We start from the raw sequence: 25,014 nt of genomic DNA, 5'->3' as shown, positions 1-25,014 counted from the left end.
GGTGATCCTGGTTTATTTTCCACCGATCCTGGAAACGCGGACGGCTTGAAATTGCTTGAACCTGAGTCCACCAATCCCGGAGAACCGACAGCTAGCGTGGGCGGCGCCGTTTTCCCCGCCCGAGGCCGCCCCGTGAGCCACCGCCCCGACCGCCCGATCGCCGATCCCGCCGACGACCGCCTCGGGCGCGACGGCTTCGTGTCGCGCCTCGCCCGCGCCCTGGTCCGCGAGGAGGCCGTCGACGGCGGGACGGTCGCCCGGGCCAGCGGCGTCGTGGTCGGCCTCACCGGCCCTTGGGGCAGCGGCAAGTCCTCCCTGCTCAACCTGCTTGCTGCCGAGATCACGCGGCGGCATCCAACCGCGGTGGTGGTGCGCTTCGACCCCTGGCTGGTGTCCGGCCGCGACGACGTCATCACCCAGTTCTTCGCCGAACTGATCCGGCAGATCCAAGAGGTCGGCACCAACAACCCGCAAGTTGGTAAGGTCGCGACCCGGCTCACCGGTCGGCTGACCAAGTACGCCGCCAACCTCGCCCCCGCCACGGCGTGGCTCGGTTTGCCCATTCCCGGCTTGCGCGAGGCGCTGAAGGCCGTCGGTGACGCGCTCGATCACCCCGAGAGCCTGGCCGCACAGCGTACCGATCTCATCACCAGTCTTGCCGGCGTAGAGGTGCCGATCGTCGTGCTGATCGACGAGCTCGATCGCGTCGAGGACCCCGAGGTTCGTGCCGTCGCCCAGCTCGTGCGTGCCATCGCCGACTTCCCTGGCATTTCCTACCTCCTCGCCTACGACCGCGACCGGGTGGTCGAGGCCCTCGGCGGCGGCAATGCAGAGCGGGGTGGCGCCTACCTGGAAAAGATCGTGCAACTGGAGATTCCCCTGCCCATCGCTGTGGATTCCGAAACGCGGGGCCTCTTCACCGCGGAGTTCGAAGGCGCGGTGCCGGCCGGTGTCCTGCCGGATGGCTGGCACTCCGATCCACGCTGGAGGCGCCTCCTGGCCATCGCCATCGACGGCCTTCTGACCACGCCGCGCGACAGTCGGCGGGTCTGCGGCATGTACGCGGTGCTGGCGCCAATGGTCGCCGGCGAGGTCGATTGGCTGGATCTGCTCGGCTATTGCATCCTGTTGACCAAGGCTCCAGCCACGGTTGATGCGATCCGGCAACAACCAAGCTTGGTGCTGAGTCGTATCATGGAGCACCAAGAGTCCAACCAAGGTTTCACGGCGTTTCGGGAAGCAGGCAGTAGAGCAGTTGCCGAGCGGTTGGCCCGTTTAGGGGCTACCCCCACGACGCCACTGGCCAATCTGCTGACCCTGCTATTTCCTCGGATGCTTGGATCGGATACAGAGTTGGCGGAAACCGTCGATGGCTTTCATCGGCGCCAGCCGCTGATGACGGTGCTGCGCCTCGGCCTGCTACCTGGCGCGGTAGCTCGTTCAGAAATCATCGCTTTTCTTTCACTCAGCGATGAGGCCATGCTGACACAGCTTCGGATTCGCCACGCTGAACAGACCCTCGACTCGTTCCTTGAGCGGTTGCGGGACATTTATGGGGACATTGCAACCCCCAATGTCGAAAGCCTCCTGTGGGTACTCGGCCGTGTCCCACGGGATATCGATTTGATCGACTATTGCCGCACTGGGGATAACTATACCCGATGCCAATGGTTTGACGGTTTTCTGCGCTGCGCGGTCTTGCGTTGGCGTGTTCCTTTTGATCTCGGACTGCGCACTCTGAATTCTTTGATAGAAGCTGGCCACCTGGATGCGGTGGCAATGGTGCTTCGCTGTCATGTCTCCTCGCATGGCCTTTATGGGGAACAGAAAGAAGATGTTGCCGGGGCGTGGCTTCCTTCCGAGACTGTCGAGGGCCTGTCCAGTAGATTGGTCGACGCCTTGGTAGCATATCAGCAGGTCGGAACCCTGCTATCGGTGATCGGCACACCGGAGCCGTTATTCCTTGCTAATAACCTTAATCGCTGGAACGAGGACTGTCGCAAGAGCTTGACGGAACAGATCTTGGCTGACAATGATGCGCTCCGCGCCGTCACCCTCTTGTTCTATGGATATGGCCATCTTCTTTTTGCCCGCTTGAACCATTATCTGGATGCGGCCTTGTTCCTGGATCGTCTGACGGCGATTGCAGACAACGATACTGGTTGGTGTAAGCAAGCCTGGACGGCCCGGACCCGGGCTCTCCACTGGGTCGCGCGTTGATGGCAATCGAAGCCGCTATCCTTCCAACCGCTCCGACGATTGCGGTCCCATTCGCACATGTGCCCACGCTGAGCGCCGCCGATGTCGAGCGTCTGCGCGCCGCCATCGCCGGACGCATGGCCCCGGCGACGCGCCGGGCGCTGCTCGGTGACGGGCGGACCTTCGTGCGCTGGTGCGCCCAGGCCAACCAAGTCGCGCTGCCGGCGTCACCGGCGACCGTGCAGGCCTTCCTTGCTGCCGCCCGCGCCGCTGGCCGCAAGGCTAGCACGCTGCGCCGTTACCGCAGCTCCCTGGTGTGGTGGCACGCCGCCGCCGGCTTCGCCAATCCCTGCGCGGCGCCCGGTACCGGGACGGCCGTCGCGGCGGCGCCGGTCCCACCGGACGAGGCCATCCTCGGGCGCCTGGACGACTATCTCGCCCTGGCGCAACGCGCGATGGCCCCGGCGACGCTGCGCGCGCTGCGCGCCGACGCCCGGGTGTTCGCCGCTTGGTGCGCGGCGCGCTCCCTGCCCTGGCTGCCGGCGGCGCCGGAAACCGTGCAGGCGTTCGTCGACGACCTGGGGGCCAGCCGCCGGCCGGCAACGGTCGCCCGCTACCTCGGCTCGATCGCCACCCTGCACCGCGCCGCCGGCGCCGCCAACCCCTGTGACCACTGGCGGGTCCAGCTCGCCCGCAAGGCGCACCGCCAGGAGCAGGGCGCCCGCCAGCGGCAGGCCCGGCCGCTCGGCGACGCCGAGCTGGCCGCCATCCTCGACCGGCTATCCACCGCCGACAGCGCCGCGCTCCCGCTGCGCGACCTTCGGGACCGCGCGCTGCTGCTGGTCGGGCGCGATACCCTCGCCCGGGCCGACGAGCTGGTGGCGCTGCGCTGGGAAGACCTGGAGCCCGTCGATTCCGACGACCCCATGGCCGGGCCCGGCGAGGGGACGATCCTGATCCGCCGTTCCAAGACCGACCAGGCCGGCGAGGGCGCCGGCTTGGCTGTCGGCCGACGCGATGGCGGCGCTCGCCGCGTGGCGTGGCGCCATCGAGGCGGCGGTCGATCCGGCCACCGGCACCCCCACCGGGGCCGGAACGTTCCTCTTCCGCAGCCTCGCCCGGCGCGGCTACGGCGAACGGATGAGCCCGGCGGCGGTGCGGCGGGTGGTGGCGGAACGGGCCGCTAACGCCGACCCGCTCGCCGCCGGCTTCACCGGGCACAGTCTGCGCGTCGGTGCCGCCCAGGACCTGCTGGCCGCCGGCGTCGACCTTGCCGGGCTGATGCAGGCCGGACGCTGGAAATCGCCACAGATGCCGGCGCGCTACACGGAGCGTCTGCGCGCGACGCGGGGAGCCGTGGCCCAGGTGCGTCGGGCGCGAGGAGCGGCTGACACCTGATTGCCCATTCAAGATGGGACCTGCAGGGTAGAGGCCACGACACGAAAGTGCGCAAAGTCTCCGGGATGTGAGAACGCAGCAGAAACGTGAGCTCCGCCGCGCTCCAGCATTCCTTTCTTCCAGCCGGCCGTGACGATCCCCGTCCGTCACGATGTGCCGTGATGGCCGATCGGCCACCCCGGTGGGTGTAGATCGAGGTTAGCCCCGGCTGAAATCCAGTGGCAGTTCGATCACACCAGCCTCGCCGCGCGCGTGGCTGGTCACCCCGGACTCCCGACCACCCGAAGATCCCCATCGCCTACTCATAGCGATGATGTTGGCCGAACGCGCCAAGGATGTGCCGCATCCAGGCAGCGGCCGCCATAACAAAATCCGGTATCATTTACAGAATTTCTCCAGATTGTGCCTTGACATGACCGTGCCAATCACCCCAATAATTCGGAATTAATATTTTGATTGAACTCCAAGGGACTTGAGCGCTGTAACGCTTCGCTCCATGCGCTTGGCTATGGCCGGGTCACGATGACCGCCGTTCTGGTGCACTCTCAGGACGAAGCAGTTCGTATCCACATCGTCAATCATCGCAACAAAGACGGAATACTCGCGCTTCCCATCCTTCATATCCTCGTAGGCGACCACACCAAGTCTGCTGTAATCCACCAAGGTTCGTGATCGCCATAATTCTTTAAGCAAGTGCAATCCTTCGGTTGTTGCCTCGCACCGAGTGGCGTCCACCGGGTAATTCGTGGCTTCGGCGTTCACCAGTTCGATTGCCGAGTCAACCGGAAGGGCCGCGACCATCTGGTTGTCAGGGGGAATGTTGGTTATTTCTCCAGATATTGATGACTGCGAGGTAACGCACCCAGACAAACCAAGAACGGCACAGATGATGGTTAAACCGCTAGCCCGCTTATGGGTTGTAATCATTGCCAGACCGTCCACTTCTTCCAAAGTCCACACCGCCTCGGTTACTATCCGATTTTTACGTTTCCTGCGCCCTGAAGGCAGTGATGAGGCGCTCCATCCGGGCCACAACAGCGGGCTCTCAGAGACCAAGTTGCTGCCGCAATTGCTTGACCATCCGTTCCGCATCGGCGCAGGCGGGAGTTTCCCCCGCGACATAGGTGCGGCGCACCGTCTGACCGACCTGGACCTGTGCAATCTCCTTACCGACCGAAATCGATAGCTGATTGGGGCCGGTCACCTTACCCGGTTTCGCTGTGATCACCGGGCCATCCGCGGTCACAACCTCCATTGGACCAGGTTCGACGGCCCCGGAGAACTGGACGACCGCAAAGGCCCAGTCCAGTTTCACATCGACGATGGTGCCGATGGAGCTGGTCCTCTGGAAGTCCGCCTTGCAGGTTTCCAGCGCCGCCTGCTGCACCGCCAGATCACGCTCCCGCCGCGGGCGAAGGCGCTGCGCATCGGCTTCCAGTTTGGCGATGCGCGGCTCGAACGTCGCCAGCGTTTGATCGCCCGGCAGACGCTGCTGCGCCTCGCTCAAACGCTGGCGCGCGCCCGTGGCGTTCTCGGCGGCGATCAGGCCTTCGATGATCTGAACCATCTGGTTGCGATAGGGAGCGTTCTTCGCTTCCATCGCATCCAGCATCTGGATGGCGGCGGGATAATTCACGCCGTTCTGCCCGACCGCGTTCACATATCGCACCAGCACCGGAAAGGCGTTGCTCGTGTCGCCGGTGCGATAACGCGCCTGCCCCTCGAAGAACAGAATCTCATTGCCCGCCGGCTGGCCCGTTGCCTTGATCTGTTCGATCACGCTCAGCACTTGGCGTTGGTTGTCCGCGATGATGGCGGAGCGCAACCGATCGGCAAGCTGGTCGAACGAGAGAGCCTGGGCGAAGGACGGCGCATTGACCAGCAATGCGGCGGCCAAAAAGCCAGGAACGGCAAGATGCATCACGCTCACCACCCGGCCCCCTGGACGATACCCAAGGCGTTGCCCCGTCCGCATCCGGTCGTGTTGTTTTTCAGGCAGGTGTAGCGTTCCCGACTTGTCAGGATGCCGCTTGTCAGCGGGTACTTCTTCGAGATGTCGACGTGATAGCTCTGCAGCCCGATTTCGCAGAAATGGATGTTGCCGTCCTTGTATCCGTTTGCCCGGCTATAAGGGTCGGGCCTCTGGCATCCCGACAGTTCCAAGGCCCTTGCAAGACTGGGCTCGGAAACAGACAACCTCTGGGTTGGGCCGTCGCAAATCCAGCCCGTCTTGCCCCCTCCAGAAGATTTGGAGAGGTCGTAACAATAGGCCAATGCCTCGATCATCTGGATTTTTTCAGGCTCGCGAGCCGTTGCAGGCGGTTTTGCAACGACGGGGGCCGGGGCGCTCGGCAACTGATAGCGCGCCGGCGGAGGAACATAGCCAGCGATTGCCGTCGATGCCGTATCAGGCACCGGCGACGCAGTGCCGATGCCTCGCCCGATTCCAGAACGCAGGCTACCCGAAGGCGTCAAGGTGCAGCGTTCCGATGTCCAGGCACCGCCGGAACTTGTGCAGTGCGCACGTTGGGCTGCGATGTTCGCGTCGGCTTGACGGCGTGCTCTGTCCTGGTCGTCCCGGCGTCGCTCCTGTTCCAATTGCTGTTGCCGCCGCTCAGCCTGTTGCGCCAAACGGTTGCTTTGTTCGATCTGTTGAAGGGAGCGCTGGGTGTTGCTCTGAATTCGATTGAGCGAATTCATCATGATGCGGTTGCCATCGTTGGTGCCGTCATCATTGTCGGCCAGCATCTCAGCCAATTCCGCATTGTATCGCGCACGACGCGCGCGGAAGGCCGCCTCTTTCGCAGCTTCCGCCTCCACCTCCTGACGCCGCCGCTCTTCGGCCGCCAAGCGATCTCGCTCGGCCTGCTGGAGCCGCGCCTCCTTGGCTTGATTGGCTTCAGCCTGCGCCCCGATCAACAGGCCATCAAGGCCCGCAGCAGAGGACTGTCGGGCCGAATTCTCGGCTCGCACTTGTCCGACGGCAACGAAGCCGATGGTCTTGCCATTGCGAGCGACCTGGACCCACGCCTGATTGTTTGAGCGAGAGACTTCGATAAGGCGCGTACCGACCGGCAAAGTTTCAATTTTGCGCGCTGCTGCGCTCGGCCCGTCACGAACTTCGCCAGCCATAATCGTTACAAGATCGCCGGCGCATAATGGCCCCGACGCCAGCAACAGTATCGCGCCCGCGAAAACCGGATGAGCATTGAAAGATTTCAACATCTTCTCTATCCCATCGCCTGAAATTTCAGGGCATTTTCTCAGACGAAGCCGCAATGGGCAACCCGTTTTTGAGCTGGACTTTGTCCAGTTGGCGAGGGCAGGCGATCGGTGAGAGACCGTTTCAGAAGTCCGGTGAAGGCAGGCGCCTGCGGTTTGGGTGGACGAGGCGGTGCAGCATGATCCTGATGGCAGCGAGGGTACCCTCAGGCTCCGGTCGTCAGTCTCGCGGCCATGTCGCAGACGGTGGACCGGCCGGTCGCGCCGATCCGCATTCCCCGTGGAAGTGCGGAATTGAAAGCCCTGACGAGGGTGATCTGGCGTTCCCGGATTGTCCTTGGGGCGCCCGGTGTAGCCGACGATATCGCGGAATTGGACAGCGACGATGCCATCGGTCTGCCGGTCGATGCTTGCGTGTTCGAGGTTGGCATCAGCGCCGAACCACAGGCCTTGGACGGACATTCGGTCATTGCCGGCGCCTGGGCCGACGGGATGGCGATGCTCGACCTGGAGGGGAGGATCGTCATCGCCGCGTGTGAGGGCGAGGATGACACGGAGCAGTTCTATCTCAAACATGTTCATTTCGACGGTGAGACGGCGCGGCTGGTCAACCTCAACCCTGACCACTGAGATGGTCCCCGTTTCCCGGACAGTTCGCTAAGCTTGGTTCGCCCAGGAAGAAGGACGGACCCGATGACGGGGAAGCGGAAGCGGTATTCGGCGGAGTTCAAGGCGAAGGTGGCACTGGAGGCGATCCGAGGCGAGTTGACGGTGTCGCAGTTGGTGTCCAAGCACGGAGTGCATCAGACGCTGATCAACGCGTGGAAGAAGCAGGCGGTGGAGGGGATGGCTGGTGTGTTCTCCGGCAAGGCGGAAGCCGCCGAAACCAGCCATCAGGGGGAGGTGGAAAAGCTCCACGCGATGATCGGGCAGTTGGTGGTGGAGCGGGATTTTTTGCGCAAGGCCTCCGGACGATGAGCGTCGGCCGGAGGCGGGAGCTGATCAAACCGGAGCATCTGAGCCTGTCGATCACCCGGCAGTGCACGTTGGTTTCCATCAGCCGGTCCAGCTACTACGGGCCGGCCAAGGGCGAACCGGCCGCAAACCTGGAGGTGATGCGGCGGATCGACGAGCAGTTCCTGGAAACGCCCTGGTACGGCAGCCGGCAGATGACCCGGCATCTGCGCCGGCACGGCCATGAGGTCAACCGCAAGCGGGTTCGCCGCCTGATGGCGCGGATGGGGCTGCGAGCGGTCTACCAGCGTCCGAAGACGACGGTGCGGCACCCCGAGCACAAGATTTGGCCGTACTTGCTGCGCGACCTGACCATCGACCGACCCAACCAGGTCTGGTGCGCTGACATCACCTACCTTCCGATGCGCCGGGGCTTCCTGTACCTGGTGGCGGTGATGGATTGGGCGACGCGCAAGGTCCTGAGCTGGCGGCTGTCGAACACCATGGACGTCGAGTTCTGCATCGAGGCGGTGGAGGAGGCGATGGCGCGGCACGGCCGACCGGACATCTTCAACACCGATCAGGGCAGCCAGTTCACCAGTCCGCGTTTCACTGGCCTCTTGACCGCGGCCGGCATCCGGGTATCGATGGACGGGCGCGGCCGGTGGATGGACAACGTCTTCATCGAGCGGCTGTGGCGATCGATGAAATACGAGTGCGTCTACCTCCACGCCTTCGAGACCGGCAGCGAGGCGAGGGCCGGGATCGGCCGGTGGATCCATTACTACAACATGGACCGTCCGCACTCCGCGCTCGGCGGCAGAACCCCGGAGGAGGCCTACCAGGGCACACCGGACCCCATCAGATTGGCGGCATGACACGGACCTGAACCAAGCTTAGCAAAGCCGCAAATCTGTCCGGGAAACGGGGACCATCTCACGCATCCCCGAACGCCTTCCAGGTCCCTTACGAGCACGCTCCGGGCCCTGGTGCGAGTCATCCACCGGACGCCAATCCCGTGGTGGCCGAAATCCTCAGCTTCCTTCTTCAAATGGGCCGGGCCATGCCTGCCGAGATCCAGGCGGCGGTTGATGAACTCGGCGTGGGGCGGGCGCCGGACGTCGGCGACGGTGCGCTTCTTCAAGCGATCATGGAATCAGCCCAGGCCTTCTCCGCGACGTTGCGCGCGACGCCTTCGGCCGGCGTCTGGATGACCCGCGCGCAGATGCTCCAGTCCGTCCGCTCGCTGTTCGCCGCATTGCGCGCAGCTCCGCGTCCAGACATCGAGGCGGCGCGCGTCCACTTCGGATCAGCACCGGAAGAGGGGTTCACGGACGCGGAGCATGCCGTCGCGCAGGCGGCGCATGCCGCGGCGGTGACCATCTGTCTTGGCGCCCTGGCCCGGCTTGCCGCACGTCATGGCGAGCCCACGCCGCGGCCGGATGCCTGATTTCCCTGCCGCAGGGGCGCGCCACCGAAGACAAGCCACGAATGAGAAGCGAGGCGTACCATGGACGATCAACCGGCACGGCACTCGACACCGAGGATCAGGGTGCTGTCCGCCGCCGACAAGGCGCTGCTGCTGGACTATCTACGGTCCGTCGCCCGGGACGAGCGACCTTGTCCCGGTGTGGCGACGCTTGCGGACGTCGTCGGTTGCGGCGAAACCCCGGTCGTGCGTTTCCTGCAAAGCCTCGAAGACGACGGCACCATTAAGGTCGAGCGCCGAACAGGCGGGAGGCGCCGCTTGCGCATCGACGCTTGCTGGACCGCATGGAGTGGCGGGCGGATGCGTCGCGCCGCGTCCGTCAAGGCACCGGTGTCTGATGGAATCGTCGATCAGGCGCGCCGCCACTTGATGAGCCGCGATCACACCATCGTCGGCGCCGGTCCTGGGCTGTTCAAGATCAAGGAGAGCATGCAGAAGTGTGGGGCGGTCGGGTAGATCGGCGGATTCGGGGGGTGTAGGGTCGGAGCTTCTGGAAAACGGACCTCCTGATGCCCCGTCGGCCTCCTGCCAAAAACCCATCGTCCGAGCCGTCGAGCGGTTCGATCCTTCAGGTCAAGGTCCGCCTCCTGGACGTCAGCCCGATGGTCTGGCGACGGCTTCTGGTGCCGGCCGCGTTCACCCTTGAAGAACTGCACGGCGTCCTTCAAGTGGCCATGGGCTGGGAGGGGATTCACCTCTACCGGTTCCGGATCCATGCCGTCCATTACGGCTCGTTCGAACTGGGCGTCTCGTCGCCACGGGTCCCCTTGGATGCCTTCCGGTTCCGCAAGGGGGCCAAATTCACCTACGATTACGACATGACCGCGCTCTGGCGGCATGAGGTTCGGGTCGAGGATCGTCGGGAGCCCGAGCCGGGGCGCTTCTACCCGGTCTGCATCGCCGGTGGCCACGCCTGTCCACCGGAGGACTGCGGTGGACCAGAAGGCTATGCGGACCGGCGCCGGGAAGCCATCGGCTTCGACGCTCTGGATGACATCGCCACGATCGCGCGTCTGGTCGAGGCGGTGGTGCTCGACACGCAGACCGGTCTTCGGGATGACCCGGACACGCGCTGGGAATTGGAAGAAGCGCTGGATCGCGCCAAAGCCCGCCAACCGTTTCTCGCCGACGATTTCTCCCGGCGCGCGGTGAACCAGCGATTCCGGCAGGACGAGCATCATGTTCTCATGCACCAGCACTTCTGAGGAGGAGCATTCCGCAAATCGGCCGAAGGCCGCGGCCGGCGCTCCCTGGCTGGCAGCGATGGCCTGCACCAGCGCCCGGCCGCCGGGAGCGGTGATCTGGTCGAACTTGTACCGCAGCGTCGCCGCACTGGTGTCGGCGTAGATCCGGGTGGTGGCGATGTCGTCATGGCCGAGAAACGATGTACCCCGCCATGAGTTTGCTCCGATAAAAAGGAAGAACAAACCGGCTTGCAGAATAGGCCGACGCCGCGCGAGTCTGAAGCTTTCCGAGAGGCGTTCGGCTCCGCTGGTTTTCCTCTCTGGACATTCTGGAAAACCCCCAGGGAAGACGGTCATGCGCGTCGAACTCCACCTTCGCCTCGTCGGTGACGACGGCACCGTCCTCACCGACGAGGCCGTCCTCCATCTCGACCGAACGGCCGAGGAACTGGCCGCGGTCGGCCTGTCGCTCGCCGAGGCCAAGACCCTGCTGACCGGCGTCCAGACCCGCCTGGTCACGGCACAGGCCGCCGACTACGTGGTCCGCCATCGGGCCTGTCCGGTTTGCGGACGACGGCGGCGCAGCAAGGGAAACGGCACCCTTGTTTACCGCACCGCCTTCGGTGTCCTCCGGGTGTCCAGCCCGCGCTTTGTCCAGTGCCGCTGCCATGGCGCCGCCAACAAGACCTTCAGCCCGCTGACCGGGCTGATCACCGAGCACACCGCCCCGGAATTGCTCTACCTGGAGAGCAAGTGGGCGTCTCTGGTATCCTATGGGCTGACCGCCGACCTGCTGAAGGACGTGCTGCCGATCGGCACGACGGCCAATGCCTCGACCATCCGCAATCACCTGCACAAGGTCGCCGAGCGCTGCGACGCCGATCTCGGGGCCGAACAGGTCGGTTTCATCGACGGGTGCCCGGCCGACTGGAAGGAGTTGCCGATCCCGGAGGGGCCGATCATCGTCGGCCTCGATGGCGGCCATGTCCGCAACTGGGACGACAAGAAGAACAGCTTTGAGGTGATCGTCGGCAAGTCGGTGCCCGCCGATCGGGGCGAGCGCTATTTCGGCGGCGTCCACACGGTCGACGACCGGCCCCGGCGGCGGATTTTCGAGGTGTTGCGCAGCCAGGGCCTGCAGATGAACCAGGATCTGGTCTTCCTGACCGACGGCGGTGACAATCTCCATACCCTGGTGGACGGCTATGCCCCGTGCACCGAGCATTACCTTGACTGGTTTCACGTTACGATGCCACTGACGGTGCTCGGGCAGTACGCCAAAGGCTTGGCGCATCACAACGCCGAGGAGGCGGAGGCGATCCAGACCCGCCTGGAGCGCATCAAGTGGCGGCTGTGGCACGGCGACGCCCGCGAGGCGTTGATCCGGATCGAGGATCTGGCCGAGGATCTCGCCGAGTTGGAGAGCGGCTACCCCAACCTGGCCCGTTTCGCCAAGGCAACGACCGAGTTCGCCACTTACATCCGGAACAACCGCTCCATCATCCCGCACTACGGCGAGCGTCGGCGCAATGACGAGGCGATCTCCACCGCCTTCGTGGAATCCACCGTCAACGTCGTGGTCGACAAGCGCTTCGCCAAAAAGCAGCAGATGCAATGGACGAAGGTCGGCGCCCATCGGCTGGTGCAGATCCGCACCCGGACCCTCGACGGCACCCTGCGCGAGACCTTCACGGCGTGGTACCCGGCCATGGCCGCCAACGCCTCCTCAGCCCCGATCACCATGAACGCCGCCTGACCGTACCACACTTCTGCATGCTCTCCCGTCGAGCACCGAGACCTCGCGGATCTGCGCGATCAGCTCCAGCCAGTCGTGCCTGGCGCGGTCGGCGAGGACGGCGTCGAAGTTCGCCTTGACCGCTGCCGCGTCGAAGGGCGAACCGTCGGAGAAAACGACACCCTCGCGCAGGGTGAAATCATAGGTCCGGCCGTCCGGCGACACCGTCCAGGCGGTGGCGAGCCAGGGCTCGATGGCGCCGCCCTCGCGGTAGCGCACCAGCGGCTCATAGACCATGGCCTGGGCGAACATCTGGTTGGGGGAGTAGCGGTGGGGGTCGAGCGGCCCGACGTTTCCGGTCCAGGAATAGGTCAGCGTGCCCTTGGGGCTGGCCGACGCGTGCCCTCCGGCCATCGCCACCGCCGTCAGGAAAATAGCCGCCGCCGTCCTGACAAGCCCCGTCCGCAGCCTCGCCATCGCATTCCCCGTTCCGTCCGACTCCACCCGGGACCCGCAGCATGGCCGCTGCGGGCGTGCCCGCCCGCCGGTTGTCCGGTGGACGGCCGGCGTGACTGGCCCTATGGTCGATCGGGCGACGATAGGACCGGTTCTGTATGATGTCTATTGGGATTCGTCATACTTTCGAAGAGCGGACTTTGCGTCGCAGGCGGCATGGTGGGAGGCGGCATGCAACGGGTGACGATCACGCTGGACGACGATCTGCTGGCCGAGATCGACCGGCTGGTGGAGCGGCGCGGCTACCAGGGACGGTCGGAAGCGATCCGCGATCTTGCCCGCAGTGGGCTGGCCGAGGCCGCATCGGCGGAGGGTGAGACTGGCCCCTGTGTGGCGGCGCTGGTCTATGTCTACGACCACGCGGCACGGGATTTGTCGAAGCGGCTGGTCACCACCTTCCATGAGCATCACGAACTGTCGCTGACCACGCTGCATGTCCATCTGGACCATGGCAGTTGCATGGAGGTTTCGGTTCTCAAGGGCGACGGCGCGGCGGTGCGCGGCATGGCGGAGCGGGTGATCGCCGAACGCGGCGTGCGCCACGGTCGGGCGGTCGTCATTCCGGTGCGGGATGAGGATGGGGAGTCCACCGCCAGCGGACGGCCCGGCCCATCCGGCCATCACCATCATCCGCACGACGACGAGCCGGAGTGAACCGCGCCGGGATCGTCGGTGTCCCTTCGATTTGAAGCACACCGCCATGGCGGCCTTGGTGCGAGGAACATGGCGGGCTGCGATCTGGGCGGACAGGATGGTGTTGATGGATTCGAGGATACAGTCGGTAGTCCAATCTGAAGTGACGGCGGAGGGCCCTTCCACTGCATCACCTCAAGGACATTGTCATGACCGATAGGCAAGCATGGCTCCCAGGGCGACCACATGACCGCCAAGCGTTGTTGAAAAGGACGCCCCCTGCACGGTTCGCCGCCCCGGACCGTGCAGGTGGCAGAAAGCGCCATTGATCGGTCAAACCGTCAGAACGTCATGGAGAAGGCCAATTCGGCGGAGCGCGGACGGCCCAGCACCCAGCTCGTCGTTCCGCCGCTCACCGCGTAGACCTCGTCGAACAGGTTGAAGGCGCGCAGGCTGAGCTTGGTGTTGGCGGTCGGGCGGTAGTCCAGACCGGCGTTGACCACCGTGTAGGCGGGCCGGACGGTGGTGTTGGCGGCATCGGCGTAGGTCTTGCCGACATATTGCACGCCCGCCCGCGCTTCCCAGCCCGGCATGAAGGCCCAACTCGCCCAGGCGTTGGCAGTGCGCTCCGGCACGCCGGTCGGCACGTTGCCGGCGTAGGACACCGCACGGCCCGACACCGTCTGGGAGAAGTCGTCGTACTTCGCCCGCAGCAGCGCGCCGTTCACGTCCACCCGCACCCCCTCCCACAGGCCGAGCGACAGCGACGCCTCCAATCCCCGCGACGACTGCTGGCCGACCTGGATGGTGACCCCCGGCTGATTGGGGTCGGTGGTGAGCAGCTTATCCTTGACGATGTGGTAGGCGGCGAGTGTCCATTCGCCGCGTCCCTCCAGGAAGGACTGCTTGACGCCGACCTCGATCTGACGGCCGGTGGACAGATCGAAGTCCTTCTGGGCCGGTGACAGCGAGATCAGGTTGCCGACCGGATCGACCGCCGTGGCGTACTGTCCGTAAAGGGCGAGGCCGGGAACCACCTCGTAGACCGTGCCGGCCCGCCAAATGGTGGCGTGAAAATCCTTGTCGAAGCTGGTGCCGGCGACGGGGTCCTCGCGGTGGATCGACGGCGCGTCGTAACGCAACCCGCCGACCAATGCCAGCTGGTCGGTCACCGACAGGCGATCCTCAAGGAACAGCGCGTACTGGTCGGTCTTCGACCGCAGCCGCGGCCTCGTGCCGGCGAGGTTGACGAACAGGCCGGGCGACGGGTCGAAGGGATCGACGCTGCTGGTCCCGCCATAGGGCGAGTTGCTGCTGTTCTGGAAGTTGATGCGGTTGACGTCGAAGCCGCCGACCAGCTCGTTCTTCATGCCGAACAGGCGGCTGCGCCACGTCGCGTCGAAGCGGTCGCCGACCTGCCGCTGGTCATGATAGATCTCGATGTAGCTGCTGCGGTTGACCCGCCGTGTTGTGGCGTTCCAGGCGTAGCTCTCCACGTTCTTCCAATGCCGGTGGCTGGTCAGGTGATAGGCGGTGTTGCGCAGGGTGAGCGCGTCGGACACCGTCCATTCGGCCTTGAGCTGGGTCCAGTTGTCACGGTAGCGGATCGCGCTGTCGCCCACGTTGAAATTGCGGTGCCGCAGCGCCCGGTCGAGGTCGCCATTGATGAGCGGCGTCCCGAAATACTCCTGCGGCTGCTGGTCGCCGTAATCGTTGGAGAGGGTGACGGAGACGTCCGGCGTGGCTCGGAACGTCACCGCCCCGGACAGTGCGAGGTTCTTCGTGTCACCCCGGTCGACCCAGCCGTTGGACCGGTTGCCGCTCACGTCGAGGCGGTAGGACAGCGTCTCGCTCAGCGGCCCGCCGCTGCCGAAGGCGGCCCGGCGCTGGGCATCGGTGCCGATGGCGACCATGGCTTCGTTGCGGACATCGGTGGTCGGACGCTTGGGCACCACGTTGACGACGCCGCCGATCGCCCCCTCGCCGTAGAGGACGGAGGCCGGGCCGCGCAGCACCTCGATGCGCTCCGTCGACCAGGTGTCGAAGGGGAAGGTGACGGTGCCCGATCCGACATAGAGCCGCGTGCCGTCGTGGAGCTGCATCACAGAGCCGTGGCCGGAGAAGCCGCGCGTCGCCAGCGACGAGCCGCCGTTGCCGGGTGCCGCCAGCGAGGTGAAGCCGGTGGCGTTCTGCGTGACGGCCTCGGTCACGCTGGTCTGCCCACGGTCGCGGATGGTCTGGCCGGAGATCACCTCGACGCTGGCCGGCGTTTCCAGGGGGGTAAGGCCTAAGCGGCTGCCCCCGCTGTTTGGAACGTCGAGCGCAAGCCCGGCGGAGGCCGGACGCTCACCGGTGACGGTGACGGGAGGCAGCGTCACCGGCGCTTCGGCGTCCTCCGCGAGGGCCGCGCCCGGACCGAAGGAGGCCGACAGCAGGAGCAATGGCGCCAGGGACCTTGAGCGGAGGCGTTCGAGGCGGGCGGGAAACGCGGACATGGATACTCTCCGACAGGGTTGCTTCAGGACGAGCGGCGGCGTTCCGCGGAACGGGCGCGTTCCGCGGTGGCCGGATGAAAGGGGATTCAGGTGATCGGGCCGGACCGGCGCGGTGTCAGCGACCGGGAGGCGGGCGGACGGTCAGGCGGCGTCAGCCCATGGCCGGCTCCTCCGGCGGCGGGTTGCGATGCAGGACATCCTCCGTGGACGGGTGACCGGTCAGCAGATGGCCATGGACGATGCGGTCGATCCGCTCCGGCGTCAGGTCGCCGTACCAGACCGCATCGGGCTGGACGACCAGCAACGGGCCGCGGTTGCAGGGGTAGAGGCAACTCGTCCGCGCACACATCACCCGGTGCGGGCCGGCGTTCAGGGCGCGGTGACCTTTCATCGTCTCGCGCAGACGCTGATACAGCGCGTCGGCTCCGCGGTGCAGGCAGCGTGCGCCGACGCAGACGAAGAGCTGCCGGCCATGCTCGGGGATGGTCGACCAGCCGGGCTTGCCCAGGCTGGGGTCCGTCTCGCGGACGTCGGCCAGCGCTTCCGCCGGACCAGCGGCGATGCGGTCGAGGGCGGCGGGCAGGTCCAGCGCGCTTTCCACCGGCGGCGCCAGACGGACCGTCATTCGGGAGCCCTGCGTGCCGGCCCAGTGGCTGAGCGCGCCCGGCAACCACGCCGACAGGCTGGGGTCGGCGGGCACCATGCTGGGGATCACCAGCGCTTCGGTCGCGCCCGCCCGTTCCAGGTCCGCAAGCACCGCCGGCAGGGCGGGGCCGGACAGGTCGGCGTAGGCGGTCCTCACCGTCACCGTCGCGTCGCGCGCAGTGTGGAGGTCGGCAAGGGACGCCGCGAGCGCCTTCAAATTCTGCCCATGGTCGAAGGACGCGCGTCCGTAGAGCACGATGGCACGCGCGGGCGCGGGTTGGGGCGAGGTCACGGCACAGTCCTCCGTCACGCCGCCGGACGGCGGCGCATGAGCCACAGGAAGAAGGCGCCGCCGACGAGCGCCGTGACGACGCCGACGGGAATCTCGCGCGGGGCGAACAGGCTGCGGGCGGCGACGTCCACCCACAGGAGAAGCAGCGCGCCACCCAGCGCCGCCACCGGCAGCAGCGCCCGCAGATGGCCGCCCACCAGCATCCGGGCGATGTGGGGCAGGACCAGCCCGACGAAGCCGATGCCGCCGCAGGCCGACACCAGCGCGCCGGTCATCAGCGCGGTGACCACGAACAGCTCCAGCCGCAGGCGGTCCGGGTCGGTGCCGAGCGAGCGGGCCGCGTCGTCGCCCAGCGCCAGGGTGTTGATGGTCTCGGCGCGCAGCCACAGCCACACCAGCCCGGCGACGGTCAGCCCGGCGGGAATGGGCAGGACGCTCCAGCGCGCGGTGCCGAAGCCGCCCATCATCCAGAACAGCGCGGAATCGGCGCCGCGATCCGTCCCCGTGACGATCAGGGCGTTGGTGACGGCGCTCAGGATGAAGGCGACCGCGACTCCGGTCAGGACCAGCCGCTCGCTGGTCACCACCCCGTCACGCTCGCGCGCCGCCGCGAAGACGGCCAGCATGGCGGCGAGCGCGCCCAGGAAGGCGGCAGCCGGCAGGCCGATGGTCCCCGCGACCGTCCCGGCATACAGGATCACCAGCACCGCCCCCACCGAGGCGCCCGCCGATACGCCGAACAGGTAGGGGTCGGCCAGCGGGTTGCGCGTCACGACCTGGAGCACGGCGCCCACCGCCGCCAATCCGGCCCCCGCCAAGGCGCCCAGCAGCACGCGCGGCAGACGCAATTCCCAGACGATGTTGCGCTCGGCCCGGCTGGCGTCGGCAGGCGGGGCCAGCGACGGCCACAGCTCGTGCGCGATCACCGCCCAGACCTTGGGGATGGGAATGGCGGCGGCGCCGAAGCCGACGGCGGCGACCGTGGACAGGACCACAGCGGCGGCCAGCGCCAGGGACAGGTGCAGCAGGCGTGACCGGCTCATGGAGCGAAGCGCTCCGGGTGGAGCGTCCGCGCCATCCGTTCCAGCGCTTCGACGTTGCGGGTGGAGGGCGTCTGCTCGGCGTAGGTCAGCACGATGAATTGGCGCTTGCGCACCGCCTCGACGTCGGCCAGTTGCGGGGCGGCGGTCAGGTGGCGGATGGCGGCCTCGGCGGGGACGCGGTGGTCGCTGACGATGATCCATTGCGGGTCGCGCCGCACCATCTCCTCCCAACTGACCCGGACGTAGCTGTTGGGAATGTCGTCGAAGATGTTGCGTCCGCCGGCCAGCTCCATCAGCAGGCTGGTCATCCCCTCGCGCCCCACCGACACCGGCGCGCCGTCGGTGTGGCAGTGGTCGCAATACATCACGCGGGGCCGGTCCGCGATCGTGCCGGTGCGGTCGGTCACCGCGGCGACGCGGCGGCGGAAATCGGCCACCATGGCCTCGGCGCGCTCCGCGATGCCGAAGATGTTTCCGAGCGCCAGCAGGTCGGCGTAGAGCGTGTCCATGCCGATCGGCTCGCGGGGACCGATGCGGATGCAGCTTTCCCGCAGCGTGTAGGTGGCGACCCCCATCTCCGCCAGCCGGGCCGGGGTAAGACCGCGCGCCTCGCTGAAGCCGTAGCTCCAGCCCGCGAACAGGAAGTCGGGATCGGCGGACAGCACCGCCTCCAGGCTCGGGGACCGGTCGGGCAGCCGGGGCAGAGCTTCCACCACGCCGGGCGGCGCGATCAGCCGGTGCTCGGCCCCCTCGATTCCGGAGACGGCGACCAGCCGGTCCGCCAGCCCGAGGTCCAGCATGGTCTGAGTCATGTTGGTGTCGTGCACCATCGGGCGCTTGGGAGGTGCGGCGAAGCGGGCCGTCTCGAAGCAGTTGGCGACCTCGACCGGATGGTCCTGGGCATGGGCGCCGCCGATCCCGGTCGCCAGGGCGAGAATCGGGGCGAGGCCGCGGAGGCAAAACGGGATCATGGGCGGACCGATCCGCGGTCGCTAAGGGGGACAGGTCGATGCGCAGACGGCCGTCGCCGGGGCGGCGGTCCACCTTGGCGGCGACGCGGTAGACGGCGGTCAATCGCTCTGGAGTCAGGGCCTTCTCCGGCACGGCGTCGGCGTGGATGCACCCGTCCTTCATCAGCAGGACCCGGTCGCACCAGCGCGCCGCCAGTTCAATGTCGTGCAGAGTCGCCACCACCGTGATGCCGAGCGCGCGCACGAGGTCGAGCACGGCGAAGCGGTGGTGGACGTCCAGATGATTGGTCGGTTCGTCGAGCAGAAGGATGCGCGGACGCTGCGCCAGGGCGCGGGCGATCATGACCCGCTGGCGCTCCCCACCCGACAGGTGCTCGACCGGCCGCTCTGCCAAGGCGTGCAGATCCAGCCGGGACAACGCATCCTCGACGATGTCCCGGTCGTCGGCACCGGCCCCGGCGAACGCGGAGCGGCGATGGACCAGCCGCCCCATGGCGACCACGTCGCGCACGGTGAAGCCCAGCGCAGCGGCGGCATCCTGCGCCTGAAGCGCCAGCCGGCGGGCAAGCTTTGCCGGACGCAAGGTTTGCGGATCGTCGCCCTCGACGCGGATGCGTCCCGCCGAAGGGGCCTGCAACCCGGCGAGGCAGCGCAGCAGCGTGGTCTTGCCGGACCCGTTCGGCCCTAGGATGCCGAGGAAGGCACCATCCGGAACGGCAAAGCCGATGTCCGACAGCACGGTGCGATTGCCCAGACGGCAGTGCAGCCCCTCGACCTCGATGGCCGGACTGGACTGCGCGCGGACGAGCCGTGATCCCGACAAGGCGGGCGCGGTCGGAAGAGGCGTCGTCTGAACAGGCGGCTGCGCCATCCTTGCTTCCTGCGATTGCGGGCAGGGAGAGCAGGCGGACGTCTTGCGGAACACACGCCGCATCCGGAACGGACTTCGGCCACGCGCACGGCAAGCGCTCCACCGGGACACCCCGCCCGAGGACGTTTCGTTGTGGTGCTGGCAGGTCTCCTGGCTTGCGGGTCGCCGCCGCTCCGTCCGGCCTTCCCAGCGCCGGAGGCGCCAGTGGCGGATAACGACGGAACGGCTCACCGCTCACAGTTGCGGGGGCAGCCCCGGCCTCGCCGCGGGACGCGGCTCACCGGGTTCCCTCTTAGCTTCCGGCGAAGATCGCCGGAAGAACCAGAACCGGGACCATTCATGGGCGACCGCAGCACGTCGGTCAAGCTTCGTGAACGAAAGACTTTGGGAGAAAGCCGGTTCGCCGATGACGGAAGCCTGCGTGCACCGGCCCGATGACGGGGTCCGGTCACGGCGTGCCCGGAGCGGCCGTTTCGGGCACGTAGATCAAGCGGCCGTCCGGCAGACGGTAGGTCGTTCCCGCCCGGATTCCCTTGCCCTCCCCGATGGCCCCGGTCGATTCATAACGGGTCAGTTCCTGTCCATCCTTCACCGTGATGCGCATGTCGACTTCGCCGGGATTCTCCACCATGACGGCCTTGGTGGATGAGAACGGGTTGAGCGGGTTGCGCACGATGACGATCATCAGGATGCCGATGACCACCAGGAACAGGTCGATCAGGTTGACCACCGACAGGATCGGATCGTCGGCGTCGTCATGGTCGAGAAAGCGCATCAGCCGGCTCCTCCGGCTTCGGCCAGGGACCGCTCGACCGCCCGCAGATCCTCCAGCAGCCAGCGGCGGCGGAAGGTCAGGATGAAGAAGGCGATGCTGGCCGCGACCAGCGCCAGGATCACCGCGGAGAAGGCCACCGTCAGGTTCTCGCCGATGCCCTGGGCGTCGTTGCGGATCAGGGCCAGCAGGGCCGGCCCCATGGGGATCATCGTCGCCACCAGCCCCAGCATCGGCGCGCTGCGGGCCACCACCCGCAGCCACTCCAGCCGCTTCATGATCCACAGCTCCAGATCGTCGCTGCCGCATCCCGTGCGGTGGCGGTGCGCGATCAGCGGCGAGCGGTGCACGCCGCGGCGGCGTTGCCACGCCTCCACCGCGAAGGCCCCCAGCGCCCACAAGCTGTAGGCCAGCGACGCCAGGATCAGCAGCAGGACGGGCAGCAGGAACAGGCGGGCGATGTCGTAGAGCCCGCTTTCCAGGATGGTCATGTCAAAGTCCTCGAAGAAGGGAGGCGGCGGTTGACGCCGGCCTGACGGGCGGCTCCGCCCAGCACGAAAAGGAAGAGAAAGGCCATCCCGGCCCACACGCGCCACGCCGCCGGATCGTTTCCGCCGTCCGCCCGGACCGGCGTCATCACCTGCCCCTGGACGGTTTCGGAAACCGCTTCGGACGCCGCGGCTTCGGCGGGAGGGGTGGGAACGGACGGCTCAGGTGCCGGGGCATAGCCGGCGGCCATGGCCTCCATGAACGCCGTCGTTGCCGATGCCCCGGTGCTCACCCCGTGGTCGCGCACCAGGGCCTGCCAGCGTTCGGCCAGGTCGCGGCGGGTCTGCTCGTCGGCGTCCCAATAGCCCTTGCGGATCGCCTCGGCCATCCGTTCGATCACCTGCGCCTGTGCCGTGGGGTTGTGCTTCTCGAACCAGCCGTCGAGGCCGAGATTGCGGCGGTCGCGGATGTAGGTGTCGTGGACCGCCTGCCACTGGTCGGCCCGCACCGTCTCCGGCGCGGTCACCTGCCAGCCCCACAGGTTGTTGACCGTCTTCACGATCTCGGTGGTGCCGGCGTAGCCCTCGGCCTGCATGGCGCCGATCCAGTGCGGGTTGAGGTACCGCACGCGCAGTTCGTCGGCCAGAAAGCGGGCAGCTCCGGTGACGCGCGCCTGCGACTCCCGCAGGTCGGCGATGTAGAGCGACGGGCTTTCGCCGTCGAGGCGCCGCACCGCCAGCGCCAGCCCGCCGAGATACTCGAAGGGATGGTCGGTGGACAGCACCCCGTGCAGCCGCGAGGAGCGGGCGAGCACCGCCGCCTGGACGCCGCGCAGATTCTCGGCGAGGAGGTTCCCGGCGTCCGGGGGCAGCCGCAAGCCCCACTCCCGCGCACCGTAGGCGTATTGCAGCCGGTCGAGGAAGGCGTCGGCCAGCGCGGTGTCGTGATTCCAATGGGTGGAATCGAGCACCGCATCCGGCAGGCCGCTGCCGTAATCGCCCGGCTCGTTGCCGAACAGCCGTAGCCCGGCCAGGTTCTGCGCCCGTTCGGGCGCCACGCCCAGCCCGATCAGGCTCCGCGCTGTCTCTGCGCTGTGGCGCGCCACGGCGTTGTCCGGCTCGTCCAGACGGGCCAGACGGTCGATGGCCCCGGCCAGCAGGCGCATGAAGCCGTCGAACTGGTCGCGGTAGACGCTGGTCACCTGGAGCACGACGTCGATGCGTGGGCGCCCCAGTTCGGCAGCGGGAACGATCTCCAGCGCCGTGACCCGGCCCCCGCCGTCCCACACCGGGCGCAGGCCCAGCGCGTGGAGCACCTGGCTTTCCAGAACGCCGAGATGGCGCATCGCCTCCGACGACCACAGCGAAACGGCAATCTTTTCCGGCGCCGCTCCGTCGTGCTCGGCCCGGTAGCTGTCGATCAGCTTGGCCAAGGCGTCGGCGCCGGCCTCGTAGGCCGCGCGGGTCGGGATCTTGTCCGGCTCGAAGGCGGCGATGTTGCGCCCGCTCGGCACATCGGGGTTGCGCACCGGATCGCCGCCCGGTCCGGCACGCACGAAGCCGCCGGACAGCCCGGTCAGCAGCGCCTCCAACTCCTGCGGATCGGCCAGATGGCGGTCGAGCGCAGCGGCCCTCTCCAGCAGGCCGCGCAGCTCCGGGTCGGCGATGCCGTCCAGCGGAACGCCGTCCCGCAGATGGCGGTGCAGCAGGCGGTAGGGTTCCGTTTCCTTGAGGGCGGTGAAGTCCCCGGCGAAAACCTCCTGCGGGTCGAGGCCGAGACTGCGGTAGAAAGGCTCGCCAAGCTGCTGCATCACCGTGGCGAGGCGATGCTCGGGGGCCGCCGGATCGCCGAACCCGTGCAGCCCGAGCGGCATGGCGTGGCGGGCCAGCTCGTGCAGATGGTCGTGGAGCACGGCGAGGAGGCCGGGGAAATCGGCGTCCATGCGCCCCTCGTCCCATTCCAGATCACCGGCGATTCCCGCGGCGATGGCGGCGGCACGGATGCGTTCGACGGTGCGGTCGCGGGTGGCGCCATCGTCGAGCTGACCGTATTCGTGGACCAGCGCGTGAAGATCGCGCAGTTCGTCGTACAGCCCCGCGGGCGCGAAGGCCGGGGTCTGGTGGCTGACGGTGACGGCGCGGCCCCGCCGCCTGGCCTGGATTGCTTCGCCGATGTTGTCCTGGATGTAGGGGTAGAAGACCGGCAGGAGCCCCACCGCCAGCAGTGGGAAATCCTGCGCCCACAGGCCGCGATCCTTGCCCGGAGTCCATTCCTGGGTGCCGTGGGTGCCGAAATGGATCAGCGCGTGGGCTTCCACCGCGTCCCGCAGGAAGAGATAGGTGGCGAGATAGTAATGGTCCGGCGGCACCTTGACGTCGTGATGGGCGTGGCCGGGTTTCCCGGCGCGCGGCGGCTGAGGCAGCAGCGTCAGTTTGCCCAGAGGCAGGCGCGGGATGACGAAGCGCGCCTCGCCGTCGATGGTGCGCACCGCCCAATGATCCTCCGGCTGCCCCCATCGCTCCGTGACGCTGTGGCGAACCGCTTCGGGCAAGCCCGCGAACCACGCGGCGTAGCGGGAGACCGGAAAGCCCTCCGCCAACCCGTCGGCCAGCAGCCGGTCGAGCGTCTCCGGCCGGTAGAGGCCGCCAAGCATCGCCTGCCCCGCCTCGATCAGCCGGACCTCGGCGGTCGGCGGCACGTCGTAGCCGGCGGTGGCGAGCGCGCCGGTCAGCCGCTCCAGGCTGCGCGGAACGTTGAGGTTGGAGGCCGACAGGTTCTTTTCACCGGGCGGGTAGTTCCACACCATGACCGCCAGCCGTTTGTCGGCGTTGGCGGTGTGGCGCAACGCGGCCAGCGCCGCCGCCTTGTCGAGCAGGGCCGCCACCTGTTCCGGAATGGGCACCGGCTCGCCGTTCTCCACCGCCTCGATCACCAGCGGATCGCTCATCCCCCAGCCTTCCGGCGCCGCCAGGAAGGGCGCCACCAGATGGGCGGCGATGCCTCCGGGATTGCTCCGCCACGCCTCCGGTCCGCCGTCGCGGTGCCCGAGCGTTTGCAGGACCGGAATGCCGAGCGCTTCGAACTCGGCACGGCGGGCGGGGCCGTTCTGCATGTGGTGCAGGTTGACCAGCACCGCCGCCCCGGCTTGCTCCGATGAGGCGGGCTCCAGCAGGCTGCGCAGAGCCTGCGGGTCGGCGGCGTCGAACCAAATGACCATCGGCACCAGCCCGCGCGCCTCGGTTCCCGCCACCAGCGCGTCGATCACCTGCGTCTGCATGGACGACAGGCTGCTCGCGTGGATGGCGAAGGCGACGCGCGGCGCATCGGCGGGCCAGCGGGCGGCGCCCCAGGCCAGATAATCCCCGGTCCGCGCGAATGGGGCGGGAGCGGCCGGATGGTAGACGCCGCTCTTCGGCAGCGTCTCCGCCGGAGCCACGGCGCCGACCTCCCCGCCCGTGCGCCACGCCCGGATGTAGGCGGCCATCCGGCGCAGGTTCGCCTCCCCGCCGTTGGCGTAGTAGGCGATCAGCCGCCGCGCGTGTTCCGGCGCCACGCGATCTAAGGCAGGCGGGCCGCCGCCGACCTGAACCCAGGGCACGCCCGTGTCGGACAGCGCGGTGCCCAGCCGCTGCCGCACCATGGCGAGATCGCCCGGACGCGGCGTGTCGAGGATGACCAGATCGGCCCCGGCGAGCCACGCCGCCGGTTCGCCGGGCGCGGTGTCGGCGCGGACGCTGTCCAGCGCCACCCCGGCCTCGTCGGCGAAACGGGCGATGCGGTCGAGCTTGCCGGGCAGGACGAAGCCGTTGGTGACGATCCGCACCAGCGGACGCGGCTGCCCGTCTTCGGCTGCGCCCGCCGACGCTGTTCCGGCGCCGAGCAGGCAGAGCGCCAGCAGCAGATGGATGAGGCGTGTCATGTCAGAAGCTGTAGTTCAGGCCGACCCAGTAGAGCCGTCCCTCTTCCGCGTAGGTGAAGAGCGACGATTCCTCGGCGAGGCGCTCGTTGGTCAGGTTCTGCACGCCGCCGCGCAAGATCACGCTGTCGGTCAGGTCGTGGCTGAGGTCGAGCGACAGCAGCGTGTAGGCCGGCAGGCGCGTCGCCGC

General features: G+C 67.4%; 21 protein-coding genes, 1 pseudogene and 1 riboswitch. Of the genes and pseudogenes, 10 read left to right on the top strand and 12 right to left on the bottom strand.

What is annotated here, in order from left to right; genetic code table 11:
* Positions 1–132: 132 nt before the first annotated feature.
* From AMK58_RS27990 to AMK58_RS27980, 3 genes are read left to right on the top strand one after another with little or no spacing between them, the layout of a single operon-like run.
* Entirely contained in the window at positions 133–2,220 is a 2,088-nt protein-coding gene (locus AMK58_RS27990; protein ID WP_158283147.1) for a KAP family P-loop NTPase fold protein, read from the top strand.
* Positions 2,221–2,279: 59 nt separating this feature from the next.
* Complete coding sequence (locus AMK58_RS31610) at positions 2,280–3,386, top strand: tyrosine-type recombinase/integrase (RefSeq protein WP_059399758.1); 1,107 nt, start codon at positions 2,280–2,282, stop codon at positions 3,384–3,386.
* A complete protein-coding gene (locus tag AMK58_RS27980; protein ID WP_059399757.1) occupies positions 3,340–3,597 on the top strand; it encodes a tyrosine-type recombinase/integrase in 258 nt (85 codons plus the stop codon). The genes AMK58_RS31610 and AMK58_RS27980 overlap by 47 nt, the downstream gene beginning before the upstream one ends.
* A gap of 444 nt (positions 3,598–4,041) precedes the next feature.
* Here AMK58_RS27980 and AMK58_RS27975 read toward each other — a convergent pair whose 3' ends face one another.
* The 3 genes from AMK58_RS27975 to AMK58_RS30745 all read right to left on the bottom strand — a co-directional run bounded on the left by AMK58_RS27975 (position 4,042) and on the right by AMK58_RS30745 (position 6,822).
* A complete protein-coding gene (locus tag AMK58_RS27975; RefSeq protein ID WP_146206564.1) occupies positions 4,042–4,548 on the bottom strand; it encodes a hypothetical protein in 507 nt (168 codons plus the stop codon).
* Positions 4,549–4,642: 94 nt separating this feature from the next.
* The gene (locus AMK58_RS27970) at positions 4,643–5,527 is read right to left on the bottom strand and encodes a hypothetical protein (protein ID WP_146206565.1); all 885 of its coding nucleotides are present in this window, start codon (positions 5,525–5,527) and stop codon (positions 4,643–4,645) included.
* Positions 5,524–6,822, bottom strand: coding sequence for an SH3 domain-containing protein (locus AMK58_RS30745; protein WP_158283101.1), 1,299 nt, complete (start codon positions 6,820–6,822; stop codon positions 5,524–5,526). The genes AMK58_RS27970 and AMK58_RS30745 overlap by 4 nt, the downstream gene beginning before the upstream one ends.
* A 231-nt stretch (positions 6,823–7,053) precedes the next feature.
* On the opposite strand from AMK58_RS30745, the gene AMK58_RS31025 reads away from it, so the two are divergent.
* The 6 genes from AMK58_RS31025 to AMK58_RS27925 all read left to right on the top strand — a co-directional run bounded on the left by AMK58_RS31025 (position 7,054) and on the right by AMK58_RS27925 (position 12,202).
* The gene (locus AMK58_RS31025) at positions 7,054–7,449 is read left to right on the top strand and encodes a hypothetical protein (RefSeq protein ID WP_035671909.1); all 396 of its coding nucleotides are present in this window, start codon (positions 7,054–7,056) and stop codon (positions 7,447–7,449) included.
* A 63-nt stretch (positions 7,450–7,512) separates the two neighbouring features.
* Positions 7,513–8,651 (top strand): IS3 family transposase gene (locus AMK58_RS27945; protein WP_109111641.1). Its coding sequence is split into 2 segments (ribosomal slippage): positions 7,513–7,768 and positions 7,768–8,651, totalling 1,140 coding nucleotides; the frame shifts between segments, so codons are not numbered across the junction.
* A 140-nt stretch (positions 8,652–8,791) separates the two neighbouring features.
* The gene (locus tag AMK58_RS27940; protein ID WP_051140123.1) at positions 8,792–9,223 is read left to right on the top strand and encodes a hypothetical protein; all 432 of its coding nucleotides are present in this window, start codon (positions 8,792–8,794) and stop codon (positions 9,221–9,223) included.
* Between the two features lie 60 nt (positions 9,224–9,283).
* Positions 9,284–9,718 carry a helix-turn-helix domain-containing protein gene (locus AMK58_RS27935; protein WP_059399754.1) on the top strand — a complete coding sequence of 145 codons (435 nt, stop codon included), beginning with the start codon at positions 9,284–9,286 and terminating at the stop codon, positions 9,716–9,718.
* A gap of 53 nt (positions 9,719–9,771) precedes the next feature.
* Positions 9,772–10,467 carry a plasmid pRiA4b ORF-3 family protein gene (locus AMK58_RS27930; protein ID WP_059399753.1) on the top strand — a complete coding sequence of 232 codons (696 nt, stop codon included), beginning with the start codon at positions 9,772–9,774 and terminating at the stop codon, positions 10,465–10,467.
* 334 nt (positions 10,468–10,801) lie between these two features.
* Complete coding sequence (locus tag AMK58_RS27925; RefSeq protein WP_059399752.1) at positions 10,802–12,202, top strand: ISKra4 family transposase; 1,401 nt, start codon at positions 10,802–10,804, stop codon at positions 12,200–12,202.
* On the opposite strand, the gene AMK58_RS27920 is transcribed toward AMK58_RS27925, so the two are convergent.
* Complete coding sequence (locus tag AMK58_RS27920) at positions 12,173–12,658, bottom strand: ABC transporter substrate-binding protein (protein ID WP_059399751.1); 486 nt, start codon at positions 12,656–12,658, stop codon at positions 12,173–12,175. The genes AMK58_RS27925 and AMK58_RS27920 overlap by 30 nt on opposite strands.
* Positions 12,659–12,868: 210 nt before the next feature.
* On the opposite strand from AMK58_RS27920, the gene nikR reads away from it, so the two are divergent.
* On the top strand, positions 12,869–13,351 hold the full coding sequence (gene nikR, locus AMK58_RS27915) for a nickel-responsive transcriptional regulator NikR (protein WP_059399809.1): 483 nt from the start codon (positions 12,869–12,871) through the stop codon (positions 13,349–13,351).
* Positions 13,352–13,671: 320 nt separating this feature from the next.
* On the opposite strand, the gene AMK58_RS27910 is transcribed toward nikR, so the two are convergent.
* The 8 genes and pseudogenes from AMK58_RS27910 to cobN form a co-directional block, all read right to left on the bottom strand.
* Positions 13,672–15,825, bottom strand: coding sequence for a TonB-dependent receptor (locus tag AMK58_RS27910; protein ID WP_035683753.1), 2,154 nt, complete (start codon positions 15,823–15,825; stop codon positions 13,672–13,674).
* 151 nt (positions 15,826–15,976) lie between these two features.
* Positions 15,977–16,762 carry a (2Fe-2S) ferredoxin domain-containing protein gene (locus AMK58_RS27905; RefSeq protein WP_059399750.1) on the bottom strand — a complete coding sequence of 262 codons (786 nt, stop codon included), beginning with the start codon at positions 16,760–16,762 and terminating at the stop codon, positions 15,977–15,979.
* Between the two features lie 14 nt (positions 16,763–16,776).
* Complete coding sequence (locus AMK58_RS27900) at positions 16,777–17,805, bottom strand: FecCD family ABC transporter permease (RefSeq protein WP_059399749.1); 1,029 nt, start codon at positions 17,803–17,805, stop codon at positions 16,777–16,779.
* Positions 17,802–18,776 (bottom strand): ABC transporter substrate-binding protein, encoded by a 975-nt coding sequence (locus AMK58_RS27895; RefSeq protein WP_059399748.1) that lies wholly within the window; start codon positions 18,774–18,776, stop codon positions 17,802–17,804. Before AMK58_RS27895 ends, AMK58_RS27900 begins: the two co-directional genes overlap by 4 nt.
* Positions 18,777–19,119: 343 nt before the next feature.
* A pseudogene (locus AMK58_RS31605) lies at positions 19,120–19,647 on the bottom strand (ABC transporter ATP-binding protein); the annotation flags it as partial.
* A gap of 123 nt (positions 19,648–19,770) precedes the next feature.
* Positions 19,771–19,988: riboswitch (cobalamin riboswitch) on the bottom strand.
* Positions 19,989–20,095: 107 nt separating this feature from the next.
* Complete coding sequence (locus tag AMK58_RS27885; protein ID WP_035683400.1) at positions 20,096–20,422, bottom strand: DUF2149 domain-containing protein; 327 nt, start codon at positions 20,420–20,422, stop codon at positions 20,096–20,098.
* Positions 20,422–20,910, bottom strand: coding sequence for a MotA/TolQ/ExbB proton channel family protein (locus tag AMK58_RS27880; protein ID WP_059399747.1), 489 nt, complete (start codon positions 20,908–20,910; stop codon positions 20,422–20,424). Before AMK58_RS27880 ends, AMK58_RS27885 begins: the two co-directional genes overlap by 1 nt.
* The gene (gene cobN / locus AMK58_RS27875) at positions 20,907–24,827 is read right to left on the bottom strand and encodes a cobaltochelatase subunit CobN (protein WP_059399746.1); all 3,921 of its coding nucleotides are present in this window, start codon (positions 24,825–24,827) and stop codon (positions 20,907–20,909) included. Before cobN ends, AMK58_RS27880 begins: the two co-directional genes overlap by 4 nt.
* Positions 24,828–25,014: the final 187 nt, after the last annotated feature.

Origin of the sequence: Azospirillum brasilense (assembly GCF_001315015.1) — a bacterium.
Classification (GTDB): Bacteria; Pseudomonadota; Alphaproteobacteria; order Azospirillales; family Azospirillaceae; genus Azospirillum; species Azospirillum brasilense.
Note: the sequence above shows the minus strand (reverse complement) of the source record. Positions and strands in the feature narration are given on the sequence as shown.